The organism is Clostridium sp. HMP27, assembly GCF_000765165.1.
Taxonomy (GTDB): domain Bacteria; phylum Bacillota; class Clostridia; order Clostridiales; family Clostridiaceae; genus Clostridium_AK.
Genome location: NZ_JMFY01000043.1, coordinates 96,814 through 121,331 on the forward strand (window position 1 = coordinate 96,814; position 24,518 = coordinate 121,331).

23 protein-coding genes are annotated in these 24,518 nt (G+C 29.6%); 6 read left to right on the forward strand and 17 right to left on the reverse strand.

Going from position 1 to position 24,518, the window contains the following annotated elements; translation table 11 throughout:
• Position 1 precedes the first annotated feature (1 nt).
• From queD to DP68_RS16810, 8 genes are all read right to left on the reverse strand, one after another.
• Positions 2-433: a 6-carboxytetrahydropterin synthase QueD gene (gene queD, locus DP68_RS16775; RefSeq protein ID WP_035311561.1), complete on the reverse strand. Its 432-nt coding sequence runs from the start codon at positions 431-433 to the stop codon at positions 2-4.
• Between the two features lie 17 nt (positions 434-450).
• Entirely contained in the window at positions 451-1,212 is a 762-nt protein-coding gene (locus DP68_RS16780) for an acyl-CoA dehydratase activase (RefSeq protein WP_035311563.1), read from the reverse strand.
• Entirely contained in the window at positions 1,209-2,210 is a 1,002-nt protein-coding gene (locus DP68_RS16785; RefSeq protein ID WP_035311564.1) for a 2-hydroxyacyl-CoA dehydratase, read from the reverse strand. Before DP68_RS16785 ends, DP68_RS16780 begins: the two co-directional genes overlap by 4 nt.
• A gap of 337 nt (positions 2,211-2,547) precedes the next feature.
• Complete coding sequence (gene panD / locus DP68_RS16790) at positions 2,548-2,922, reverse strand: aspartate 1-decarboxylase (protein ID WP_035311565.1); 375 nt, start codon at positions 2,920-2,922, stop codon at positions 2,548-2,550.
• A 1-nt stretch (position 2,923) separates the two neighbouring features.
• The gene (gene panC / locus DP68_RS16795; protein ID WP_035311566.1) at positions 2,924-3,778 is read right to left on the reverse strand and encodes a pantoate--beta-alanine ligase; all 855 of its coding nucleotides are present in this window, start codon (positions 3,776-3,778) and stop codon (positions 2,924-2,926) included.
• 38 nt (positions 3,779-3,816) lie between these two features.
• Positions 3,817-4,644 (reverse strand): 3-methyl-2-oxobutanoate hydroxymethyltransferase, encoded by an 828-nt coding sequence (gene panB, locus DP68_RS16800; RefSeq protein ID WP_035311567.1) that lies wholly within the window; start codon positions 4,642-4,644, stop codon positions 3,817-3,819.
• Positions 4,641-5,489 (reverse strand): Rossmann-like and DUF2520 domain-containing protein, encoded by an 849-nt coding sequence (locus tag DP68_RS16805; protein ID WP_035311568.1) that lies wholly within the window; start codon positions 5,487-5,489, stop codon positions 4,641-4,643. Before DP68_RS16805 ends, panB begins: the two co-directional genes overlap by 4 nt.
• A 283-nt stretch (positions 5,490-5,772) precedes the next feature.
• Positions 5,773-7,953, reverse strand: a complete 2,181-nt coding sequence (locus DP68_RS16810; RefSeq protein ID WP_035311569.1) for an EAL domain-containing protein — start codon at positions 7,951-7,953, stop codon at positions 5,773-5,775.
• Between the two features lie 232 nt (positions 7,954-8,185).
• Here DP68_RS16810 and DP68_RS16815 point away from each other — a divergent pair, with 232 nt between their 5' ends.
• Both DP68_RS16815 and DP68_RS16820 read left to right on the forward strand, forming a co-directional pair.
• A complete protein-coding gene (locus DP68_RS16815; protein ID WP_035311571.1) occupies positions 8,186-8,674 on the forward strand; it encodes a sigma-70 family RNA polymerase sigma factor in 489 nt (162 codons plus the stop codon).
• Positions 8,667-9,617, forward strand: coding sequence for a hypothetical protein (locus DP68_RS16820; RefSeq protein WP_052085873.1), 951 nt, complete (start codon positions 8,667-8,669; stop codon positions 9,615-9,617). The genes DP68_RS16815 and DP68_RS16820 overlap by 8 nt, the downstream gene beginning before the upstream one ends.
• Positions 9,618-9,756: 139 nt before the next feature.
• Here the strand turns inward: DP68_RS16820 and DP68_RS16825 are convergent, their stop codons facing one another.
• Entirely contained in the window at positions 9,757-10,452 is a 696-nt protein-coding gene (locus tag DP68_RS16825; protein WP_035311612.1) for a cyclic nucleotide-binding domain-containing protein, read from the reverse strand.
• Positions 10,453-10,578: 126 nt separating this feature from the next.
• Between DP68_RS16825 and DP68_RS16830 the strand changes: the two genes are divergently transcribed.
• From DP68_RS16830 to DP68_RS16840, 3 genes are all read left to right on the forward strand, one after another.
• Entirely contained in the window at positions 10,579-11,001 is a 423-nt protein-coding gene (locus DP68_RS16830; RefSeq protein ID WP_035311572.1) for a DMT family transporter, read from the forward strand.
• A gap of 13 nt (positions 11,002-11,014) precedes the next feature.
• Positions 11,015-11,506, forward strand: coding sequence for a DMT family transporter (locus tag DP68_RS16835; RefSeq protein ID WP_035311573.1), 492 nt, complete (start codon positions 11,015-11,017; stop codon positions 11,504-11,506).
• A gap of 81 nt (positions 11,507-11,587) precedes the next feature.
• Positions 11,588-11,986 (forward strand): (deoxy)nucleoside triphosphate pyrophosphohydrolase, encoded by a 399-nt coding sequence (locus DP68_RS16840; protein ID WP_035311574.1) that lies wholly within the window; start codon positions 11,588-11,590, stop codon positions 11,984-11,986.
• Between the two features lie 88 nt (positions 11,987-12,074).
• Here DP68_RS16840 and DP68_RS16845 read toward each other — a convergent pair whose 3' ends face one another.
• The 6 genes from DP68_RS16845 to DP68_RS19775 all read right to left on the reverse strand — a co-directional run bounded on the left by DP68_RS16845 (position 12,075) and on the right by DP68_RS19775 (position 19,268).
• Entirely contained in the window at positions 12,075-13,280 is a 1,206-nt protein-coding gene (locus tag DP68_RS16845) for an ABC transporter permease (protein ID WP_035311575.1), read from the reverse strand.
• Positions 13,281-13,988: an ABC transporter ATP-binding protein gene (locus DP68_RS16850; RefSeq protein ID WP_035311576.1), complete on the reverse strand. Its 708-nt coding sequence runs from the start codon at positions 13,986-13,988 to the stop codon at positions 13,281-13,283.
• On the reverse strand, positions 13,988-15,412 hold the full coding sequence (locus DP68_RS19065) for an efflux RND transporter periplasmic adaptor subunit (protein ID WP_052085874.1): 1,425 nt from the start codon (positions 15,410-15,412) through the stop codon (positions 13,988-13,990). Before DP68_RS19065 ends, DP68_RS16850 begins: the two co-directional genes overlap by 1 nt.
• A gap of 376 nt (positions 15,413-15,788) precedes the next feature.
• Positions 15,789-17,051, reverse strand: coding sequence for an MFS transporter (locus DP68_RS16860; RefSeq protein WP_291550006.1), 1,263 nt, complete (start codon positions 17,049-17,051; stop codon positions 15,789-15,791).
• Positions 17,052-17,081: 30 nt separating this feature from the next.
• Positions 17,082-18,962 carry a ribosomal protection-like ABC-F family protein gene (gene abc-f / locus DP68_RS16865; protein ID WP_035311577.1) on the reverse strand — a complete coding sequence of 627 codons (1,881 nt, stop codon included), beginning with the start codon at positions 18,960-18,962 and terminating at the stop codon, positions 17,082-17,084.
• Positions 18,963-19,142: 180 nt separating this feature from the next.
• Positions 19,143-19,268, reverse strand: a complete 126-nt coding sequence (locus tag DP68_RS19775) for a hypothetical protein (protein ID WP_278281151.1) — start codon at positions 19,266-19,268, stop codon at positions 19,143-19,145.
• 328 nt (positions 19,269-19,596) lie between these two features.
• On the opposite strand from DP68_RS19775, the gene DP68_RS16870 reads away from it, so the two are divergent.
• On the forward strand, positions 19,597-20,022 hold the full coding sequence (locus DP68_RS16870) for a hypothetical protein (protein WP_052085875.1): 426 nt from the start codon (positions 19,597-19,599) through the stop codon (positions 20,020-20,022).
• A gap of 143 nt (positions 20,023-20,165) precedes the next feature.
• Here the strand turns inward: DP68_RS16870 and DP68_RS16875 are convergent, their stop codons facing one another.
• Positions 20,166-23,324: a DEAD/DEAH box helicase gene (locus tag DP68_RS16875; RefSeq protein WP_363330965.1), complete on the reverse strand. Its 3,159-nt coding sequence runs from the start codon at positions 23,322-23,324 to the stop codon at positions 20,166-20,168.
• A 231-nt stretch (positions 23,325-23,555) separates the two neighbouring features.
• Positions 23,556-24,440: a radical SAM protein gene (locus DP68_RS16880; protein WP_035311578.1), complete on the reverse strand. Its 885-nt coding sequence runs from the start codon at positions 24,438-24,440 to the stop codon at positions 23,556-23,558.
• Positions 24,441-24,518: the final 78 nt, after the last annotated feature.

The following is a 24,518-nucleotide window of genomic DNA, read 5'->3' on the forward strand; positions in this document are numbered from 1 at the left end:
CTTATCTAGCCTCGCTTTCCTCATATATAGCACTATTAGTAGGAGTTTCATAGACTGTAGCTCGTTTTACGTTATATCCTTTTTCTTTCATTGTTTTAAAGAAAAATGCTGCAAAATTTTCTGCTGTTGGTCTAAAACTCACCTGTATTACTTTAAATCCGTCCTGACATATACAATGTAATGTTTCCTCTCTCATAGTTCCTTCCTGAATTATTAATGCATGATCATAAGAATCTACTATAGTTTTAATATCTCTTTTTAAATCTCCAAAGTCAATTACCATTCCATCCAGCTGACCGCCCTTTTGTAATGTTTCTGACTGTACTTCAATTTGAACTTTCCATCTATGTCCGTGAATATTTCCACACTTCCCTTCATAATTAGCAAGGAAATGAGCACTATCAAAGCTGTGTTCTGCTTTTAAAATATACATAATTATTCCTCCTCACATTATCTTAAAATCTTACTTCCATAATAGCAGCAACCAATTGCTCCATTAAATTGAGGTTCTTCTACAGGCACTATTTCTTCATAATCATTCTTAAGGTAATTCCTTATTGCAGTATTATTAGCAACACCACCAGTTAAAACTAGTTTTTCACCTCTAAATTTAGTTAAAAGATGCTGCAATCTTTTATAAAGAGAATAATTAACCCCTGCACATAATCTTTCAATACTTACGCCTTCAGCGATTTTACCAATTAGCTCTGACTCAGAAAATACCGCGCAAGTTGAATTTAAATCCACAGGATTTTCTGAGTATTTACTCATTTCATCAAGGGCTATTTCAAGCACATTGGCCATATTCTCTAAATATCTACCGCAGGAAGCAGCACATTTTTCATTAAGCTCTAAATCCGTAGTAATACCTTTTTCTATTTTAACTACCTTAACATCCTGTCCACCAACATCTAAAAGTATAAAATCTTTTAAATTAGTTTGGTAAATAGCTCCATAAGTATGAGCCTTTATCTCATTTATTGGTGTAAAGAGCTTTAAGTCAGTATTGTTTTTTCCGTAACCTGTGGATACTGCCTTATCAACCTCACCTATATCAAGTTTTTCTAAATCTACAATTATCTTGCCATCAAAACTACAGTAATCTCTGTAAAAACTCATTGTACTTACTTTTTTCTTTTGGACTATATTATTATTTTCCATTAAGACAATCTTAACTTCTCTACTTCCAATGTCTATTCCTAATATTCTCATCTTTCAGCCTCCTTTAAATCAAGAAGCATATCAAGAAAAGCTTCTAGCCTAAGTTTTGTTCTTGCATCTAATACATTTAACTTATCTCCTTCAATGTTCAGGATGGGAATATCCAATTGGCTTTTAATCACTATATCTTCAACTGCTCTGTGACAAAAGGCCTGAGTGTAGTGAATTATACCATCTAATTTTCTATGTTCAATTTGTTTTTTTAATTCCTTAATTCTAAATCCAGTATCATAAGGATAAGTGTAGTCATAATACTGCTGAAATATATTTAAAGCTTTATTCCCTCTAGGAAAAGCAAATTCTCTTTGAACTTCGTTATAAACAAAATGAGCATTAAAATTTTCAACAAAGTCATATATATCTCCAGTCATTGGAGGAACCCCTATATATCCTAATCTTAATTTTTTATTTATTGGCTCCCTTTTTCTAATATCATGGATAGCCTTTTCAAGATCAGCTTTATATAAATTTATATCTCCATTAAAGTCACTTAAGCTTACCTGATACAGATGATTTTCAAAGCCAGTAGCCTTGTTTTCCTTATATGTTAATTCATCAATTTCCTTACCTAACTCCCTAATTTCATTCAATCTTTTTCGAACTGGTTCAACTTCTTCTAGAGTTACATTAAAGATATCCATAAATCTTTTTATTTCATTTTCTACATCCTTAAGATTATGGCTATTTGGAAAGGAAAATGGATAAACCTTTATTCCTCTTAACTCAAGCACTTCAATAAGGGCTTTAGTATTAGAACAATCTCCCCCCATAACTCCAACTATTTCTTTAATATTATTTTCTAAACATACTCCATAAATTCCCTTTATCCAAGCACATAAGCTTTTAGGAAATCCATCTCTTTCAGCTATATCTATATATTTCAAATAATTCTCTGAGGTTATAAAGATATTATTTAAATCTACCGGTGTATATCCTGCAGCAATTATAACTTCTATTGGTACTGTTGTAGTTAAACCTATTTTTTTCATTACAACTTCTCCTTACTTTAGGAACTATATATCTATAATTTTCTATTTTTTCCAAACAAAAAAGGGCATACGCCCTCCATAAACAAAAAACTACCTAATTCAGTAGTTACGTCCTAGTTTTGTTTATAGACAGGATGGTTACGAACTGTCTCTATTATTTTTTATGTGGCTACAGTTTACTATAAAACATTTAGTAAGTCAAGTTTATAAAAATAGATGATCAGGATAAAGTATTATGATGCCCCATAAATTCCCACAGGCCAAAATAAAAGTATCCACTTAATTAATAATTTCGTGGATACTTTTATTATTATTTAGTATTTCTATGTATTATACTCTATTCATTTCTTTCATAATTTGTTATTTTATCTATTGTATTATCTTCATTAGCTATTACTACAATAGGCCTGTACTCTCTAGCTTCTTCTACATCCATCTGACAATAAGCCATTATTATTACCTTATCACCAGTTTGAACACATCTTGCTGCTGCACCATTCAAACATATAGTTCCACTTCCTGGCTCTCCTGGTATAACATAAGTTTCAAATCTGCTTCCATTATTAATATCTACTATTTGTACCTTTTCACATTCCAAAATATTAGCAGCTTCCATTAAAGTTCTATCAATAGTTATACTTCCTACATAATTAAGTTCAGCTTGAGTTACCGTAGCTCTGTGTATCTTAGATTTTAACATATGTAACTGCATATTATTTCTCCTCCAATTCAAAAATAAAATTATCTATAAGTCTAGTATTCCCAATAAATACAGCTATTACAATAAGAATAGAATTTTTTATACTACTTACAGTTTCAAGTGAATATTTATCTACAATTTCTATATAATCTATCTTTGCAAGACGTTCACCATCAATTTCTGATTTTATTTTAGACTTAATAACTTCTGTATTCATCTCACCATTTTCTAAAAGTTCTTTGCTTTTCATTAAACTTTTATTAAGAATTGTAGCTGCACTTCTTTCTTCCGGTGAAAGATATGCATTTCTTGAACTTTTAGCAAGTCCATCTTCTTCTCTTATTATAGGACATCCTATTATCTGTATATCAAAATTTAAATCTCTGACCATTCTTCTTATTACTGCTAACTGTTGAGCATCCTTCTCTCCGAAATACGCCCTATCTGGATTAACTATATTGAATAATTTAGAAACTATAGTACATACCCCTCTAAAATGACCTGGCCTTTTAGCCCCACAAAGTCCTTCTGTTAAATTTTCTACATCAACATAAGTGCTAGCATTATTAAAATACATCTCTGATGCTTCAGGATTAAATACTATGTCTGCACCTGTCTTTTGGCATAGTTCCTTATCTCTATGAATATCTCTTGGATAAGTACTTAAATCCTCATTAGGTCCAAATTGAGTAGGATTTACAAATATACTTACAACAACCTTATCATTTTCCTTTACTGCTTTATCAATTAAACTTCTATGGCCCTCATGTAGATATCCCATAGTAGGAACAAGCCCTATACTTAATCCTTCTCTTCTCCACTTTCTTGTATATTCTCTTAGTTCTTTTATTGTAGATACAGTTATCATATTTAATACCTTTCTTCCCTTCCGATTAAATGAAACCCTTAGTATAATTTATCTATTATCTTATCATCTATTGAAAAAGTATGTTCTTGCGATGGAAAAGTTCCATTATTAACTTCTTCTATATATCTCTTGAAGCCATTTTTCATACTTTCTCCAACCTCTGCAAACTTCTTTACAAACTTAGGACTAATATTTGAAAACATGCCTAGCATATCTTGATATACAAGTATTTGTCCATCACAACCTACTCCTGCTCCTATTCCTATAGTTGGAATAGATATAGATTTAGTTATAATTTCTGCGAGCTTAGCTGGTACACATTCAAGTACTATAGCAAAAGCTCCAGCAGCCTCAATTTTTTTCGCATCTTCAATAAGCTTTATAGCAACTGATTCATCTTTACCTTGTACCTTAAATCCACCAAAAACATTTATAGATTGTGGAGTAAGGCCAATATGCCCCATAACTGGGATTTGCGCATTCACTATAGTTTCAATTTGTTTACATACCGAAGTTCCACCTTCTAGTTTTACAGCTTCAGCTCCTCCTTCTTTAATTAGTCTTCCAGCATTAACCAAAGCATCATATGCTGAAGTTTGATAGGACATAAATGGCATATCTCCTACTATAAGTGCATTCTTACTTCCTCTGGATACAGCTTTGATATGATGAATCATATCTTCCATGGTAACACTTAAAGTATCCTTATAACCAAGACAAACCATTCCTAAAGAATCCCCTACTAGTATTCCATTAATTCCACATTCGTCTATCATTTTTGCTGTTAAATAATCATAAGCCGTAAGCATTGTAAGCTTACTTCCTTCTGTTTTAGCCTTCTTAAAACTAACTGATGTATTCTTCATTCTAGTACCTCCAAAAAAGTTTTTATATGGTCATAATTTCTTCCTGGATTTTTCACTTTAGATAATTCTAAGAGCTTCATTGACAGAGTTTTATATAAGTACACATCCTTTGTCGGAATACACTCTATATGTTTTTTTATTGTGCCTAAATCAGCTCTTTCAACAGAACCTGTAAGTGAATTAACAAACCCATTTTCTCCTATGTTTTTTACATTACTGATAATAAGGGGCATCAATGCGTTAGTAGATTCTTCAGAATCTACCCCACATTCTTCTAAGTAATTACATCCTAAACTTATAAGTGATAGCACAAAATTAGACACAGTAACATTAGCTAAATGATAAAGTGACTTTTTATTGACATCAATCCTTATAACCTTATTACCTATTTCCTCAAAAAAAGAGCATAAATAGTCTAGATATTCACTACTTCCTTCTATTGAAAAATAGGCACCTTTTAAATACATGTGTGTTTTAAACTTATCTGAAAATGGAAACATAGGATGGATAGAATATCCGAATGCACCTGAATTGTTTATATCCAAAAATATTTTAGAAGATTCTGCGCCACTTGTGTGGCAAATAATTTTATCCTTTATATTAAAATTTCTTATATTCTGCCAAATATCACATATACTATCATCAGAAGTTGTAATAAAAATTGTATCACTGTTATTTACAAGTTCCTCTAGATTATTATAAGCTTTTGAATTTGTAAAAATTGCCGCTTTATATGCAGACTGAAAGGTTCTGCTATAATACCCCTCAACTTTTACTTTATTATAAGATAAATATTTTCCAAGAGAAAAGCCAACTTTACCGGCACCGATAAAACCTATATTCAATAAGCATCACCTCTTTAATTTTTTTGAAGTGATACAAAAAAATCCTCAGCTATACTGAGGTATACTTCTCCTGTATAGTAGTCTCATTCATTGTGATATGAGCAGATATTGATATAAAGTCAAAATTAATCTTGTTGAATATAATAAAACAGTGCAGTTCCCTAAGGATACCACCCATTAAAATGAGTTTATCACAGAAAAAAATACTAGGCAAGAAAAATATAAAACGCCGGTCAATGTTATTTTACAAACATTAACCGGCTCATTTTTACTGTATAGGAAATTATATATTTTTATACTTGTGGGTAATATTAATATCAGGTCTACCTGTATAATACCCTTGAGACAGGTCCACACCTAATTCTTCAACAGCATTCAGCGTTTCCTTATCTTCTACGAATTCTGCGACAGTCTTTACATTAAATGCTTTTGCCATACTTACAATTGCTTGAACAATATATAAATTTTCTCGTTTACTATTTATATCCTTAATAAATGAACCATCAATTTTCAAATAATTTACATCTAGATTTTTAAAATAGTCCATGGAAGAAAAGCCTGTGCCAAAATCATCAATAGAAAACCTATAATTATTCTTTTTACATTCATTAATTATTGAAGTAAATTTCTTAAAGTCTTTTATGTTTTCTGTCTCTGTAATTTCAAATATTATATTTTCATGTTTAACATTGTAGTTATCTATAATTGAATTTACTTTATTTAAGTAATCAATATTATCTATCTCTTTTACAGATAAATTAAATGCAAATATCAATTTATTTTCTTTGTCAATCTTACTTTTATAACATAATGCTTTTTCAAGTATTGTTAAATCAACAATTTCTATTAAATCATTTTTTTCTGCAGTTATAATAAAAGGATACGGAGATAAATAATTTTCTCCATCTTTTATTCTCATAAGCACTTCATACTTTTCTATTTCTTTTGTTTTTATGTTAATTATTGGTTGAAAAAATGGTACTAATCTATCTTCCTTTATTGCTTCTTTTAATAACATTAATTTATTATTATCCAATTCTATATCTTTTGCTAACGCTTCTAAACTAGAGCATATATACTTATCTTTACTATACTTTAAGTCATCTACTATTTTCTCTATCTTGAATAAGCTATCATTAGCCTTTTGCATTTCTATTTTGTTTATATCTATAAGTGCCAAAAATGATTCTATTTCAATACTTTTATTTTTTATATTAAATTCTCTGCGCTCTAATTTAGCCAAATTCTTGTCAATGAAATCTAAAACTTCCTCTTTATTTTCATCTTTAAACAGCAAAATAAAGGATTTATCATTGTAACTATATAAAGTTGCCTTATCATCAAAGAGTTCTTTTATTAATTTTGCATATTTATTTATAGCCATTTCATATAGGTTTCTTCCATATGCAAATTTAATGTTACTTAATTTTTTAATACTAATTACTAGTAAGCTAGCATTGCCATAATATTTAGAGTTTCTTATGATGTCAGCATATAATTTATTTTTGGTTTTAAAACCCGTTAAATCACTAAAATTATAAAACCTATTTATAAAATAATTTGCCAGTATAAGAAGTAATAAACAAATAATACTTCCTATAGATGCAATACGAAAATTTGATATATTCTTTTCCCTGCTTATTACAGCAGGTTTAGTAAAAGTGAGTATTTTACACTTTAAATTTTCTATACTATTGTAATATCCATATATCTCATCGTCATTGATATTCTTATAATTTATATACCCCAAAATATTTTTATTTATTCCAATCCATTTATCTTTAATTTCGTTAATATTATTATCTACTGACTCTTCAGATGATGAAATTATTACATTGTAATCATTAAATACCAAATATATATCATAGTTGTATACCTTTTTTACAAGCAACTTATATATATCCTCCAGCAGTATATCATCACTGATAACGCCAATAAACTTCTGATTCTTGTAGATAGAGTAACTTATTGTTATGCATGGCTTTTTAGTTGCCATATCAGTATAAACATTGCTTACAATAGGAATCTGTGATTTTTCAGCATCCTTATACCACTCTCTTCCTCTCAAATCATATTCCATATCAGTTAATTTAACTATTTCTTTTGAATTAATCTTATTACCAGATAAGGCATCGACAAAATATATGTTATGTGACATATTGGATAATAAATTTTTATCTTTAAATATACTTGATATTATATTGGTATTATCTTCAGAAGTTTCCTCTAAAGAATTACCTAGAAGTTCTACTACTACATCCCCCTTAGATTGTATAGATAACTTTTCATGAGAAATTTGTTGATTAATAAAGTAAATACAATCCTTATTGTTATTGCTTAAATTTAATTCATACTTAATTTTTATATTACTATTTTCTTTAACTACAAATATTGTAATTATTCCAATAAAAATAAAGCTAATAATTGAAGATATTAGTAAATGATTTTTTATATGCTTAGTCATAATTCACCTCTATTAACAAAAAAACAGGCACAATACGCCTGTCCAATTATCAAAATGCAATTTAGCAATCTTAGCAAACATTATCCTTGGCAAATTTACCAAGACATACCAATGATATTATATTACCAAAAATAACATAATGCAATATAAAGATTTACTTAATAAAAATATTGATTAGTGCAAAATTTTGCCTTTATGAATCGTATTAGTAGTGAAAGGGGAGTAAAAACTCATGAATAAATTTTATGGTACCGAAAATTATATTCAAAATATTATTGAAAAATATTCTGATATGATACTAAGAATTTCCTACTCTTACATGAAAAACCTTAATGATGCTGAAGATATAACACAAGAGACTTTTATTAAGCTTCTTGAGAAGCAGCCAACATTTCAAAGCAGTGAACAAGAAAAGGCCTGGTTAATTAAAGTTGCAATTAATTTAAGTAAAGATAAATTAAAGTCCTCATGGTTTAAAAAGACAGCTCCATTAGAGGGTGAGTTTATTGCTGCTACGCAGGAAGATAATGAAATAATTGCAACTGTTTTAAGCTTGCCATTGAAATATAGAAGTGTTATTTTTCTATTTTACTATGAAGATTATAGTATTTCTGAAATTGCTAACATTTTAAATTTAAAAGAATCAACAGTTGGTTCACAACTTAGTAGAGCAAGGAAATTACTTAAATCTAAATTGATGGAGGATTTTGAGCATGAATAAAAATAAAATCAAAAATGCCTTTTCTAATATAAAAGCAAGTGAAGAATTCAAAAATAAACTAGCGAACAATTTAAAGTCTACTTCTATAGAGACAAAGAGGACAAAGAAAAAGTTGTATAATAATTCCTTTGCAGCAGTAGCCGCTATTTTATTAATCTGCATAGGACTTATGAGCTTTAAAACTATAATAAATAAAACTAAAAATCCACCTAATATAGTAACCATCCCTAAAATAGAATTACCAAATAACAATGGCATCTATGTTAAAATGATTCCCCTTATTGTATATAATGGCAAAATATATACTTCTTCTCATACAATCATTGATTCTAAAAATACGGAAAATCTTTTAGGCGAGAAACTAGGTAGAACAAAGGCTAATATAAATGAATGGAGTAAACAAACAGAGTATTCAAAGGAGTTTGCCTCTAATATAGGAGAGCAGGATGTATATACAGTAAAAGACTATGATAAAGCCTTTAGAATAATGACTAATATTAAAACTCCCGACGGAGCATCTTACCCTGAGTTTTATGACTGTTTGAATGGAATAACAATTAATACCGGAGCAGATGTATTTGGAAAATTAAATCTTAAGGGCAATGTTATCGAAGCTAAATTTAGAAGTTATAATAATTGGAATAATGGTGTAGAAGCTTTTAGCCCAATAAATGATATAGCTTTATTAAATCGCTTTCTTGATAAGGTAAATAAGTCTACTCCTTACTCTCAGGAGGAAATAGAAACTTCCTTAGGTGATTATAGAAATGATGATGAATATAAAGAACTCATCTTAAAATTAAAGGATGGCTGCGAGGTAAGTTTTACAATTTTAAAAAGTGGATATGTATATTATGGCTATTCCACTGTATACTTTAAAATTAATGATAAAGTTTTTGAGAAACTATGGAATGAACTAACTGTTTCAAATCCTACAAAATAAATAGCTGTTTTCAAGATGCCGCCCCCTAAATTTAGGGGGCGGTAAATAATATGTCACCTATATTAAGCATCTTCGATAACTTTTCCAAACAAATCGCCTTCTAAATTATATTTATTAATTGTTAATCTTTATATTTAAGTTATTTATACAAGTCTGCTGCAAGCTTTCTTAAATTTATCTCCTCTATCACTTGGAAATAATTATGTTTTCTTATTATAACTCCCTTTGAGCAAAGAAGATTTAATGTTCTTAATAAATGTCTATAACTTGTTCCTAAAAGCTCTGATATCTCAGTTAAATTTTCATTAAATTCTATTATTATCTCACCGTTACTATCTGTTCTTTGTCCAGTAGCAAGAATATAACTAGCTAATCTATTTTCCAGTGGGTAAAGCAAGTTTATAGAACTATTTTTTGAGCATCTATTTAGCTTTTCACCTAGAGAGTTACACATAAATCTTAAAAACTTCACATCACTAAGTAATTGTTTCCCCGCATTTTGTAAAGAAATACCTATACAATATGTATCCTCTATAGCCTGCACACTTGAAGAAGCGTTTTGAGGGTTGATAATTTCTAAGTCTCCTAAAATTTTAAAATCTTGATAAAAGCAAAGTAATAAAGATTTGCCATTGCTAAGTGTGGTATACACTTTAGCTTTACCTTTTACAAAGAAAAAAAGATATTCTATAGCTTCATTTTCCCTACAAATATGTTCACTCTTTTTAAAAAGTAATAATTCCATGAAAGGTCTCATATCACTAGTAAATATTTCGTCAATTCTATATTTGAAAATATACTTATCCATTAAACTTAAATCATTAATTTTTATCATAGTTCCTACCTTTAAACTCATATAAAAATCAGCCTATATTTTTCATTAATTATGACATATGTCATAATCCCTTGCAACTGTTTTATGGTAAATTAAATTTAGAGTTTTAAGGAGGGAATAAATTCTATGAATACTTCAGTTTCAGTTCTTATAGGTGCATTAATATCTGTAATGCTTATGTTTAATGGAACTTTGTCTTCTGCCTCTGGAAATTATACTTCCAGTGTAATCATTCATATTGTTGGACTTTTTTTTATTACACTAGTGATGCTAATAAATAAATCAAAGGTTAAAATCCAAAAGGATATTCCTATATACTTATATAGCGCTGGTGCTATAGGTGTGTTAACTGTTCTTTTTAGTAATTTGAGTTTTTTAAAACTTGGAGCATCTTTAACAATTGCTTTAGGTTTATTAGGTCAATCACTTTCGTCCATAGTTATAGATAATTTTGGATTATTAGAAATGCAAATTTTTAAATTTGAAAAAAAGAAATTGATTGGATTGATATTTATTATTTTAGGAATATTTATAATGACTATTTATTAATGGAGGTTTATCAATGTTATATATATTTGTATCAATTTTAGCTGGTGTTTCCATTGTAGTTGCAAGGGTTATTAATTCTAACTTAGCTAAAATAATTGGTATTTTTCAAGGCACTTTTTTTAATTATGTTATTGGACTATTTTTTTCTTTTGTATTTTTGATTTTAAATAAGGAATTTATATATATATCTAATGTAAGATTTAGCTCAATTCCAATATTGGCTTACTCAGGAGGACTATTGGGTGTCTTAGTAGTCTTACTATCAAGCTATGTAACGCCAAAAATTTCTGCCTTTTATTTGACCTTGTTTATTTTTATAGGCCAATTATTTGTTGGAATATTAATTGATTATTTTACTTTGGATGGATTATCAATAGGCAAAATTATAGGAGGATTTTTAGTATTACTTGGACTTACCTATAACTTGCTAATAGATAAGAAACATGAAATGAAAACTGATAGCGAACAACTTATAACATCCACCTCAGAATTTATAAATGATTAATATCTATTTAATAATCACCTGTAACTTGCCACGTGCCTGGCACTTGACATCTATGCTACACTATATAAAGAGGTGTTTAAAGTGAAGAAAATAGTAAAAGTAGTTGGTGCAATTATTGAAAATGAACAAAATCAAGTGCTTTGTGCTCTTCGTTCTACAAAAATGACACTCCCAAATCTTTGGGAATTTCCTGGTGGAAAAATTGAGCAAGGTGAGTCAATTGCTGATGCAATAGTAAGGGAAATTAAAGAAGAGCTTAGTTGTGATATTGAATTCATTAATATATTCAATGACAACACTCATGAATATGATAATTGTATAGTAAATTTAATTACAACAAAGTGCAGAATTGTAGGTGGACACCCTATTGCAGATGAGCATGCAAAACTTATTTGGTTACCTAAAGAAAACTTGCTTTCTTTAAACTGGGCACCTGCAGATATCCCTGCTGTTAAATTATTGGCATCAAAAATCGATTAGGAGGGAAAGTTAAATAGCTTATCCCTCCTACATTTTTTACTAATGAAAACTTCTAGTTTTACCTTTTATCCCAGGGGCCTGACCCCTTTTATTCATACCTCAAGGCATCAATTGGATCAAGTTTTGCTGCTTTTTTAGCAGGATATAGGCCAAAGAAAATTCCCACTGATGATGAGAAAATAAAAGCAATAAGTATAACTTTTATTGATACTGGAATTTCCACCTTCATTAACTTACTTGCTGCTTTTCCTGCTGAGATACCCAGCATAGTTCCAACTATTCCTCCTATTAAGCATAAAATAACCGATTCTGATAAGAACTGAAGTTTTATATCACTGGTCTTAGCACCAATTGCTTTTCTTATACCTATTTCTCTTGTTCTTTCTGTTACAGATACAAGCATTATGTTCATTACTCCTATGCCACCAACTAATAATGATATAGCTGCAATTGCACCTAACCCAAGTATAATCATGTCTAATATCTTGTTAACGCTATCCAGATCTTCAAAGCCCTTGTTCGCTGTGTATTTACCTGAGTTACTATGTTTATTTTCAATAATTCTTATTATTTTAGAACTTATTTCATCTGCTTTTGACATATCTGATACAATAACAGACATATAGCTTATATCACTAGATTTCATTATTTGTTCCCGTATTGTTATAGGTATATATATTTGACCTGGCCTGCTATCCTCGAAAGAAGCTAACCCTTCTTTCTCCTTTAAAACACCTATAATTGATACATCTAAGTATTTTTCACCTATATTAACCTTTGCCTTTTTCCCAATTACATTTCCTACATCATTAAATAATTTTACTGCTGTTCTCTCATCTATTACTGCAACATTTTTTTTAGTATCAACATCATGCTCATTTAAAAATCTTCCATAAGAAAGCTTTATATCTTCAATCTCTGGATAATTATGATTTATTGCACTTACATATGCCCTGTTAGACTTATTGTTTACTTTAATGGAACTAAATCCGCTAACTACAGGAACAACTGCAGTAACTTCTGGTACCTTAGCTGTTAATAAATCTACATCTTCTAAGGTAAAATAATCCCTTTTTGCTACATCGTCTGTTGAGGAACTTATCTGTAAATTTATCACATTGGTTCCCATACCTTCAAACTCACCTGTAATAAACCGCTTTGCCCCTTCTCCAATTGATACTATCGTGATAACAGATGATATACCTATTATTATTCCAAGCATAGTTAAAAAAGATCTCATTTTGTTTGCCTTTATACTTTGAACAGCAGATTTTAAGCTCTCAAGAAGATACATTTATACCTGCCCCCTAATTAATTTTCTATTTAAAACAGGTTTATCGGATATTATATTTCCATCCCTAAACAGAATATTTCTCTTTGTATATGCTGCTATATCTGACTCATGAGTTACCATTACTATGGTTACACCTTCATCATTTAACTCTTTAAAAATACCCATTATTTCTTCGCTTGATGCACTGTCCAAATTTCCTGTAGGTTCATCTGCCAAAAGTATCGACGGATTATTGACTAAAGCTCTCGCAATTGCAACTCTCTGTCTTTGACCTCCAGATAACTCATTTGGTTTATGATGCATTCTGCTTTCAAGCCCTACCTTTGCCAAAGCTACCTTGGCTCTTTTACGTCTCTCCGCTAAAGGTATCCTATTATACATCATAGGCAGCTCAACATTTTCAAGAGAACTAAGCTTTGGAAGTAAATTAAATGACTGAAACACAAATCCTATTTTTTTGTTCCTAATTTCAGCAAGACTATCATCATCTAGAGTAGATATATCTTTGCCATCTAAAATATACTTACCAGAAGAAGCTCTGTCTAGGCAGCCTAAAATATTCATAAGTGTAGACTTGCCTGAACCAGATGCACCCATAATTGCAACATATTCATTTTCTTCAACCTGAAAATTAACGCCCTTCAAAGCCTTTAGCGTAATAGCTCCCGTATCATATATCTTTATAAGATCTTGAATTTCAATAACCATTATTTATTTCCTCCAGACTCAGAAACTTTGTCGCCTTCTTTTAAAGTTTTTTCTGGACTTAATACGTATTTTTCCCCTTCTTTTAATCCACTTAAAACCTCAATATTATAATCAGTTTCCAATCCTGTAGTGATGTATCTTCTAACTATTGTATTATTACCATCTATAACAAAAACATATTTTTTACCTGCATCTTCTTTTATTGCTTCAAAACCTATTTGTAGTACATCTTTCTTTTCATTCAAAATAATTTCTGTGTCTACTTCATACCCTATTTTAACATTCGTATCTGGCTTGTTTATAGATACTTTGACATTAACCTTTGAATCCTGATCTGTTGAGTTTAACTTTTTTTCTGCACGCTGGCCAATATCTGTGACAGCTCCTGTGTATTTTTTGTCCCCTCCATTTACATTAATTATTGCCTTTTGTCCCTTCTTCATCTTTATAGCATCATACTGACTTACATCCATAGAAGCCTTATATAATGAATTATCATCTATTATAATCTTCTCCCCTGCTTCTGGATATTGATTTACTTTAGCATCTATTTTTGTAACTATTCCATCTACATTTGCTCTTAAATTACAATCCTCAATCCTCTTGTTAAGACTCTGAATTTCTGACTGAATTAATTCAATTTGATTTTTTTGATTTATAATCTTATTGTTTATAGTTGAATCCATGCTAGAATAAGTACTTTGAGCATTTGCCAGAGCAATTTCAGCACTCTTCACAGCATTTTGGTTGTCCTTAACTGCTTTTTTTGCTGCTTCAAATTCATTGGCTGATACCAATCCACCTTCAAATAAACTTTTACTTTGTCCATATTTCTTATTTACATCGTCCAAATTAATTTTGGCATTTTCCAGTGATATCTGTGCCTGTTTTAATGCATTCTCAGAAGTTAGTTTGTCGTTTGATGAACTGTTTTCTACTATGTAATTTAAATTATATTCTGCATTAGATAAATTAAGTTTTTGCTTTTCTAACTGACTTTTAAAATCTGAGTCGTCTAACTTAGCCAAGACATCACCCTTTTTGACAGTTTGTCCTTCTTTTATAAAAATCTCCACAACCTTCAGAGAAGGTGATAATGCTATTTCGTTTCTGCTGCTTGATTCAATACTGCCTGTAAGCGTTACTGATTGAGTTAATGAACCTTTTTTAACTGCTGCAGTGCTAACTTCTTTAATCTTCGCCTTTTGAGACTTAGAATAGGACCTAATTCCAAATACTCCTACTACAATGATTATAAGTAAAACAAATATCATTGGTTTTTTAAGCCTAAATCTGAGCTTTTTAGGTTTTTGTGGTTTAGTATTATTGATGTCTATACCTGAGGTAGACCCTATAATTGTCCTTGCATTTGGCTGTGTATCCACTCCTATACTTGACTGATTTTCTAAATTTCCATTATCCATAATTCTCCCCCTTTATACTTATAGATCACTTCAATGTTACACTCATTTATATGATCTCTTTTATTTTTCATTAAAATGCCCTAATAATTAACCAAATACACTTCTAAGAAATGTATTTAGATAAATTATCAGGGTAATTCAATTTCGTATTCACTATCATCAATTAACAAATACAAATATCAACCAATTGAGTTATATTATTCAACCAATTGGCTTTTATGCCATTTATGATATCATATGCAAAGCAATAGTTCAATATTTCCAGTTACTTCATAGTAAATTTAATATATTAATTATTTCTTAACAACTACAATGAAACCTCTATCTAAAGGAAAAATTATTGATTACAAAAATCCATTAGCCATGTTTTTTTATACTATTTTACACTTATTACCTCTTCAGTACTATTTTGAATTTTACTTCTTCTTTCATAAGACTCAAGTATAAGCATAAAGCAAGACGCAACTACACTTATACTTCCAACTATCTTCCAAGCACCATTTATTGTTACAAATCTTAATATTTGCCCCATTCCTACAGGTCCTAGTGTATAACCCAATCCATATATCATAGGAATAATAGCACTCATTCTTCCCCTATGGGACGCTGGTGTATGATTTGCAATAAATGGTGACGTACTAATTGCAAGTGATATTTCTCCTAAAGTAAATATAAATGTACTTACAAAGAAGTATACTAACCCATTATAAAATCCTAGCATTCCAAACCCTAAGGCATATAACACCCCTCCATAAACTACTCTTCTAATACTCTTAACATTTTTAGACATATAAGTAATTAAAGGAGTAAATAATATTACTACTATTCCATTGAGTCCTGATATTCGTCCAAAAATTTCAGCTTTATTTTCCGGATGAATAGATATAAGATGAAGCGGCATTAAGTATGACCATTGAGAGTAGACAAAGTTAAATCCACATACAATTACAGCAAAGTAAATTAATATTGGTCTTTTTATAAGTACCTGAAAAATGGAACCTTCTTCGCGCCTTTCCATAATACGATCTTCATCAGTAATTTCTTCCTCTGTTTTATGAATAGTTTCTTTAATAAATAGCGTGATCAATGCCAGAGAAACTAAAGCTGTTATTGCATCTCCTATAAATATAAGAGATAAGTTTTTTTCATACAAAAGTCCACCTATAACTGGTCCTATAGCAAAACCTAAATTCCATCCCATATATGAAAGAGCATATGCCCCCTCCCTATTTTTATTGGTAGTTAAATCTGCTATTAAAGAGTCATGCGCTGGTCCTGCAGTAATCATTGAGGCTGATGCCAGCATTAATACATATACCATAGTAATAGATGGCTTCATAAATCCACAGCTTAGGTAAAGTAACGCGGCTAAGCAATCAAATATAACTATTACTTTTTTTCTTCCAATACTATCCGCCAGTTTTCCGCCGAGCATAGCAGCTGGGAGCTGTAATATACCTGTGGCGCTTATATACACTCCAACCATTTGCTCTGATAGTCCTATTTTGTCCTTTAGTATAATTGTTAGTAATGGCATTACAAAGCAACCAAAAGCATTAATTATTCTAGCAACAAATATTACATATATTTCTTTAGGCAATCCTATATATGGTTTTAGCAGTTGTTTTAAATATTTCATTTTATATTCACGTCCTTGCATAATATTTAATTAATTTTCATTATATTTAATCCATTCTTCCAGTAACCTTTCTAGTTCCTTTTCAATATTCTCTTTTTGAGAAGTGTATTTACTTAGTTCTATATAATCAGAACCTATAGAGTCTATTTTAATATCCAATTCAGAGATCTCTTGCTCAAGTTTATTTATTTTTTTCTCTATCTTCCTAGTCTCAATTTCTTTTTTCTTTGTCTCATTTACCTCTCTTACCTTCCTTGGCTTTTTTTCCTTTATCTCTTCCTGCCTTTCTTTTAGTTCGGCTTTTTTTACTTTATAGTAATCATAATTTCCCAGGTAATTTATAAGCTGCTTATTTTCAAGGGCCACTATTCTATTGCAAATTGTATTTATAAAGTATCTATCATGAGATATAAAGAATATAGTTCCTTTAAAATCTATTAATGCATCTTCTAGCGTTTCTATTGAATCAATATCCAAATGATTTGTAGGTTCATCTAACATTAGTAAATTTATATCTTCATATAAAAGTTTACTTAATTTAAGTCTTGTTTTCTCTCCTCCCGATAAATTTTTGACCTTTTTAAACACACTTTCTCCAAAAAACATAAACTTTGAAAGATATTCTCTAGCCTTACCTTCTAATATATCTAAATCTTCTCTAAAATACTGAAGAACAGTTTGCACTTCATCCTCGAAGATTATATTTTGCGGTAAATATGCAGCTTTAATATTAGCGCCTAGCTCCACCTTGCCAGTACTAACACCTTCTTCTCCTAATAAAATTCTCATAATAGTAGATTTTCCACTTCCATTAGATCCCATCAGTGCTACCCTTTCTCCATAGCTAACTAATAAATTAGCATTCTCAAATAATATCTTATCATCAAAGCTTTTATATGCATCTTCAATCTTTACTACTTCCTTCCCCGACTGCTCACTATCTATAAAACTTAGTTTCATATTTTGTTTTTCAGTATTAGGTATATCTACTCTCTCAATTTTATCTAGTCTCTTCTGCATACTTGCAGCTCTTCTAAAAAACTTTTCATTGCCACTTCTATTAGCCCAATCTCTTAAGGTCTTTATTGAATTTTCTATAGCCCCTACTTTCTTCTGCTGTTCTTTATACGCCTCTACTTCCAGGTTAATATTCACTTCTTTTTGCCTTATAAAACTAGAGTAATTCCCTATGTAGGTCTTACATTCTAAATTCTCGATTTCAACTATTTTAGATACAACACTATCTAAAAAATATCTATCATGGGATACCATAAGAACGGTTCCCCTGTATTCTTTCAGGTAATTTTCAAGCCACTCTAAAGATTCGGTGTCTAAATGGTTGGTTGGCTCATCTAAAAGTAATATATCTGGTTCTTCTAGCAATATCTTTGCTAGCATTACAGTAGTCTTTTCTCCTCCACTTAGTACGCTGAACTGCTTATTTAGAAATTCCTCTGTTAATTTTAATCCACTACATATTTTACTAAGCTTCTCTTCCTTTTCATATCCACCCATTGCCTCATGCCGGTGCTGCATATTACTATATAGCTTTAATATCTTATGAAGCTCTTCCTCCTCTAAATTTCTCATCTTATTTTCAAGATCTATCATATTTTCTTCAATCTCCATTAAATCTTTAAATGCAAGATTCAAGACTTTACGAGCTGTATACTCATCTTTATAGTTTGGCATTTGTTCTAGGTATCCAATTTTTGCTCCTTTTCTAATGGCCATATTCCCTTTATCAATAGGCTCTAGTCCCGATATCAGTTTTAGTATTGTGCTTTTTCCACTTCCATTTCTTCCAACTAACCCAACCCTTTCTCCTTGATGTATATCAAAGGTAATATTACTTAAAATTAAGTTAGCTCCAAAATACTTAATTACTCCATTCAATGATAATTCAATCATATAAACCCCTCCTTAAAATAAGGATAAGGTGTGCTTGCCAGATTTATTTAATTTTTAACAACAAAAAATCCAGGCAAGTAAACTACTGCCCGGAATGCTCCACAAAAAGAATATAAAAAACCGGGCAAGGCCACACCTTACCCGGATATTATTAACTTAGTATATCTGGTAAAATATGAATCACCTGCTTACTTTAGAAAAATATTTAATTTTAGACGCACTTGTCCCGTTAAACACAAAATTTGCTGAAATTCTTACAGATATTGCTCTAATTTTATCCATTTTTCTAATAATGCAAATACTCATAATTTTACCTCCTTTACTTTAATATGTAACACTAACATTATAATCCAAGTCAATTATAAAATCAATGAATTTCTGAAATTTACTGGTTCTTATCATAAACTTTTCCATCGGCATAGTATATTTTCACAATATGACTATTACTTTTTACATAATCATGGTTCCATCTTATTGCTATATGAAAATTATTTCATAATATCCTTTTGTTATATTTAACCAATACTTAACTTTACTCACATGTTTTTATGAAAATAAAATGTTTATACATACCCATGCATATAATCCCATATAAATAAATAATAAATAAAATTATGCGTTATGGAGTTAATAGATGAGTAGCAAACAAGAATTTAAAGAAAGACAAAAAAATAATATAAATATTACAAACAATGAAAACAATACACATTCTATTAATGATGTAGAAACCGAACCTTGCTCAATTTCAGATAATATTATTAAGTCCGCTGAAACTATTTCAAGTGTAAACATAATTAAAGATGAAATAACTAAATTAGGATTAAATCCTGAAGAAAAGAACTATATAGAAAACTATGTTACTCCATTATTAAATACTTTATATTTATTAAGTGCTACTTCATTAGGCTTAGCCAGCTCTGCTGGTCATTTAGCAGTGTCTATCAATACTTCATCTAAATCTTCTAAAATAAAAGATACTGAAAAATTAGTCTATGATATAAATGAACAATGTGAAGATATTTATGATGTTTTAAAAAAGAGAATTGATGTACTTTTATAATTTATTGAAATTTATTTCGTATTACTTTAAATTCTATAACAACCTTGGGACGGTTCACAACTATTTGCCCATGATAGTTGTGAACCGTCCCATTTTAATTAATCATTATGCTGATCATCAAGTGAATGTAAATTTAATAATGACTATCTATAAAAAAGTTCTAATAGCTCTTCCTTTGATAACTTATTTAGCATAGTACCTTCTGTAAGTTCTCCTGTAATAATCGTATCAATTAGCTCTTTTTTATGCTCTTGCATTGATATTATTTTTTCTTCTATAGTTCCTCTTGAAACTAGCTTAATCACTTCTACTACATTCTTTTGTCCAATTCTATGAGCCCTATCCGTTGCTTGATCTTCTACTGCCGGATTCCACCAAGGGTCAAAGTGAATAACTAAGTTCGCTGAGGTTAAATTAAGTCCGGTACCACCAGCTTTTAAGGAAATTAAGAATACCCTAGGCTTGTTACTACTATTAAACTCATTTACTAATTTAATTCGTTCTTTAGAGGGGGTAGATCCATCTAAATAAACATAATTAATTTCATTGTCTTTTAAAGATTCAGCTATCTTTTTCAAAGCAGAAGTAAACTGTGAAAAAAGCAGTGTTTTCCCCTGAGATGCTATATTTTCTTCTATTAATGCCATTGCAAGCTTAAGCTTTCCACTGCCTCCTTTATATTCATTAAATACAAGAGAGGGGTCTAAGCAAATTTGTCTTAGTTTTGTTAAGTAAGAGAAAATTTCTATTTTCCCTTGGGAACTATCCTTTATTTTTTCTTTAACCTCTTTTATATAATTTTTATATATAGTCTTTTGAGCTGAGGTCATTTCTACTAATATTTTCTTTTCTATTTTATCTGGAAGATCCTCTATAACTTCTTTTTTAGTTCTTCTCAAAATAAAGGGCTTTATAATTAACTTAAGATTTTCTAAATCACAATCCTCGTTATAAATAAACTTTTCTTCAAAGGTTTCTTTAGAGTATAGATAGCTGGGCATTATAAAATCAAATATAGACCAAAGTTCTGTTAAACTATTTTCAATAGGGGTTCCTGTAAGTGCATATCTTGCATTAGCCTTAATTTCTTTAACCGCTAAAGTTACTTGAGCTTCGAAATTTTTAATATTTTGAGCTTCATCTATAATACAATAGTCAAATTGAATATTACTATACTTATCAATGTTATTTCTCAGAGTTCCATAGGTGGTTAAAAGCAAATCATATTCTTCTAAATTATTTATTACAATTTCCTGCTTCTCTATATTTCCATGAGCAATACCTACTCTTAATTCTGGAGCAAATCTTTCTATTTCAGACTTCCAATTATAAATCAAGGATGTTGGAGCAATTATCAAAGATTTTTTACCTTTTTGTCCTACAAGAAAAGCTATGGTTTGAACTGTCTTTCCAAGACCCATTTCGTCTGCTAAAATACCACCAAACCCTAGCTCACTTAAGCTATTAAACCACTTAAATCCAATGATTTGATATTCTCTAAGTTTTGCCCTTAAACTTTTTGGAACAGTTACATCTTTACTATTTATTGTAGTTATTTTGTTCTCTATATTCTTTATAAGCTCTATTCCTTCCCCAAATTTATAATCCCTATTTTTCAAGCTTTCAGCTATATATATTGCCTTATTTTTTTCTATATAAGAGCTACCTTTATCTATATCCTTATTGATATCTAATATTTCAATTAAATTAAAGAAATTTCTTATACCTTCATCTTCAAAATCTATAAATCCATTATCTTTAGTTTTATAAAATCTACTATTGGATTTGTAGCTTCTAAATATATCTCCTAGCTCCCTAGTATCCACATCACCAATATTATAACTAAATTTAAATCTATCGTTTCCCTCATAGAAATCTATGTTAATAGAGCTAGTATTATATAATTTTATATCTTCTAATCCTTGGCCTAAAATTAGTGTACCTAATGATTGTATTCCACGTTTCTTACTATTTAATATATTAAAAAGATCTTTATCCCCGCCAATAAATACAAGCGTATCTTTTCTTTTTATAAACTTATAGTATTCAAGCTTCATAAGAACTCTTTCTTCCTGGCGTGAATTTCTCATAACTTGTGTGTTATTATTAATCTTTTCTAATATGTTGATTTTATCATTGTTATACATTGCATATACATTACAATATATATTTCCCTTCTCCTTATAAATAAAAAATTCAAATTTTAATAAACTGGCTGCAAATCTTTTTACTTCTTCTGTAAGTGTAATATCTTTTGAAATGCTATTTAACAAAGAAATAATTTTATTATAATTTTCTATAGTTTTATCATATAAAATCTCGTTTTTTTCTCTGAATTTATAATATAAAGGTAAATATTTTTGAATTTGATTGCTAGAAGGTAAATAAAGATTATCATTAAAGAAATATACATCTTTGTTTTCAGTTAAAGAAATTGGGAGCTTATTATAAGTTGTTAATTTAAAGTATTCTTTTTCTTCTTTTAAAGTAAAAGTAAGCGGTAAATCAGCATTAAAGACAGTTGTGTTATATTCTATTCCATTGTACTTAAATCTAATTTTGCTTTTCCCCGTGCATTCTAAAAACCTTCTTAAATCATTAGATTCTATTGTTAATACTCTACCCATAGAGAATATGCCATTGCTTTTATTTACATATTCTCTAATAAAATTTACTACTTTTATATCTTTTGGGGAAATCATGTATTCTTCTGGATTGTAGACAAACTGATTATTGAAGTAAGTACTTTGTTCCTTGTCTAGATTTAAAATAAAACCCATTAAATCATCAATTAAATACTTTTGTGCAAAGCCCAATCGAAATTCTAACTCATAAACATTTATACCTTTGCATGATTTATGAGTTATTTTTATATCTATGCCCACATGAGCTTTTTCTTTTAGTTTCTTTGGCGTATTTTCTTGCTTAAGTAACTTTTCCGATGGCTTTTTTTCTTTGCATTTTTTATTTTCTAACAAACTTAAAAATTTGTATGTTGTGGCAATTAAATGCTCACACATAAATAATCTTTTATCTTTAGAAATCTCCCTAAAATTGTCACAGCTACAACGCACATCATCTAGCTTTTTATTCTTCAAGTTTATTTTTATATGGGTTTTTAATTGATCATAATTCTTGTCACCTGATACTTCTCCATAGATATGGTATATTTCTTCTATTTTTCTTCCCTTCACATTAGAAACTAATCCATTTTTAAAAACCTCTTCTCCTATTTGTCTCATTATATTAGAAGAAGCTTTAAAAATTATTTGTTCTATTTCTTTTATGTTTATTTTTATCATCTCTTTTCCTAATTTAGGATTTTCACTTTTTTTAAGTATTCCATTTACTTCTTTAAAACATCACCTTAAGATTTATTATAATGCATAATTCCTTTTTCTTTCTAGATTTTTATGATATATTAATTAATTGTTGCCAACCGTCCCCAAGAACGTGGAAAAACATCTGCAATTTGCAGATGCCTTTAGATTAACTTGTATTATTTACTTATGCAGAAGCTGCTTTGATTCTATTTAAAAGAAACTTATTTGTTTTACTTCATAATCTTTTTTGTAGCCAGCAATAATATCTTCCATTTTATATAATATTTTCGCCTTATCACATTCTGTTTTAAAGAGTTCCCATAGCTTAGATGCTCGTTTCGAGCGACATTCATAGGAAAACCCATATTCCTTTATATATTTTTCAGTTAGTCCATAAAAATTCTCATCTAACTTGTTAAAGAAATGTTCTCTTTGGTTTTGTCTAAGTGTAACTCCAAATGCAGGATAAATAAATTTTGCTCCATTTTCCTTTGCAAGTCTTATAATCTTAAGTATATTTTCATCACTATCTTCAATAAATGGTAATACAGGCATTAGTAATACACCTGTAAAAATCCCCTGAGAAGAAAGTTTATTTATTGCTTCAAACCTTTTAGATGACACTGCTACATTAGGCTCAATTTTTTTGCTAAGATTATCATCTGCAGTTGTAATTGTAATTTTGATAAGAACAGGCGAATGACTTTTTATATCATTTAATATGTCTATATCCCTTGTAATAAGATCGCTTTTTGTGGCAATACCCATTCCAAAGTTATATCTATTTATGAGTTCTAATGCACTTCTAGTAAATTTATATTTTGCTTCAAGAGGATTATATGGATCTGACATTGCACCAGTTCCAACTACGCCTTTTTTTCTCTTTGATTTAAGCTCGCTATTTAATATCTCAATAGCATTAGCTTTTGCACGAACGATATCAAAATCTTTAATTTGATAACATTCACTTCTTGAATCACAATATATACATCCATGACAGCAACCTTTATATATATTCATATTATAATTTATTCCAAACCAGTTGTTATTATCTGCCCAGGCTGATAGTATTTGCTTTGCAGGAACAAGTTCCATTTTCCTTTACCTCATTATAGTTATTTAATTTAGTACGATCAGAACCTCTTTTATATACAATGCTTATATTTACAATTA

Excerpts from the sequence above, each read along its gene's own strand:
- queD (WP_035311561.1), bottom strand. The coding sequence starts at position 433 with ATGTATATTTTAAAAGCAGAACACAGCTTTGATAGTGCTCATTTCCTT.
- DP68_RS16815 (WP_035311571.1), top strand. The coding sequence starts at position 8,186 with ATGAATAAATTTTATGGTACCGAAAATTATATTCAAAATATTATTGAA.
- DP68_RS16835 (WP_035311573.1), top strand. The coding sequence starts at position 11,015 with ATGTTATATATATTTGTATCAATTTTAGCTGGTGTTTCCATTGTAGTT.
- DP68_RS16810 (WP_035311569.1), bottom strand. The coding sequence starts at position 7,953 with ATGACTAAGCATATAAAAAATCATTTACTAATATCTTCAATTATTAGC.
- DP68_RS16875 (WP_363330965.1), bottom strand. The coding sequence starts at position 23,324 with ATGATAAAAATAAACATAAAAGAAATAGAACAAATAATTTTTAAAGCT.
- DP68_RS16880 (WP_035311578.1), bottom strand. The coding sequence starts at position 24,440 with ATGGAACTTGTTCCTGCAAAGCAAATACTATCAGCCTGGGCAGATAAT.
- DP68_RS16860 (WP_291550006.1), bottom strand. The coding sequence starts at position 17,051 with ATGAAATATTTAAAACAACTGCTAAAACCATATATAGGATTGCCTAAA.
- panC (WP_035311566.1), bottom strand. The coding sequence starts at position 3,778 with ATGATAACTGTATCTACAATAAAAGAACTAAGAGAATATACAAGAAAG.
- DP68_RS16830 (WP_035311572.1), top strand. The coding sequence starts at position 10,579 with ATGAATACTTCAGTTTCAGTTCTTATAGGTGCATTAATATCTGTAATG.
- DP68_RS19065 (WP_052085874.1), bottom strand. The coding sequence starts at position 15,412 with ATGGATAATGGAAATTTAGAAAATCAGTCAAGTATAGGAGTGGATACA.
- DP68_RS16820 (WP_052085873.1), top strand. The coding sequence starts at position 8,667 with ATGAATAAAAATAAAATCAAAAATGCCTTTTCTAATATAAAAGCAAGT.
- DP68_RS16780 (WP_035311563.1), bottom strand. The coding sequence starts at position 1,212 with ATGAGAATATTAGGAATAGACATTGGAAGTAGAGAAGTTAAGATTGTC.
- DP68_RS19775 (WP_278281151.1), bottom strand. The coding sequence starts at position 19,268 with ATGAGTATTTGCATTATTAGAAAAATGGATAAAATTAGAGCAATATCT.
- DP68_RS16825 (WP_035311612.1), bottom strand. The coding sequence starts at position 10,452 with ATGATAAAAATTAATGATTTAAGTTTAATGGATAAGTATATTTTCAAA.
- abc-f (WP_035311577.1), bottom strand. The coding sequence starts at position 18,962 with ATGATTGAATTATCATTGAATGGAGTAATTAAGTATTTTGGAGCTAAC.
- DP68_RS16850 (WP_035311576.1), bottom strand. The coding sequence starts at position 13,988 with ATGGTTATTGAAATTCAAGATCTTATAAAGATATATGATACGGGAGCT.
- DP68_RS16845 (WP_035311575.1), bottom strand. The coding sequence starts at position 13,280 with ATGTATCTTCTTGAGAGCTTAAAATCTGCTGTTCAAAGTATAAAGGCA.
- DP68_RS16785 (WP_035311564.1), bottom strand. The coding sequence starts at position 2,210 with ATGAAAAAAATAGGTTTAACTACAACAGTACCAATAGAAGTTATAATT.
- panD (WP_035311565.1), bottom strand. The coding sequence starts at position 2,922 with ATGCAGTTACATATGTTAAAATCTAAGATACACAGAGCTACGGTAACT.
- DP68_RS16870 (WP_052085875.1), top strand. The coding sequence starts at position 19,597 with ATGAGTAGCAAACAAGAATTTAAAGAAAGACAAAAAAATAATATAAAT.
- panB (WP_035311567.1), bottom strand. The coding sequence starts at position 4,644 with ATGAAGAATACATCAGTTAGTTTTAAGAAGGCTAAAACAGAAGGAAGT.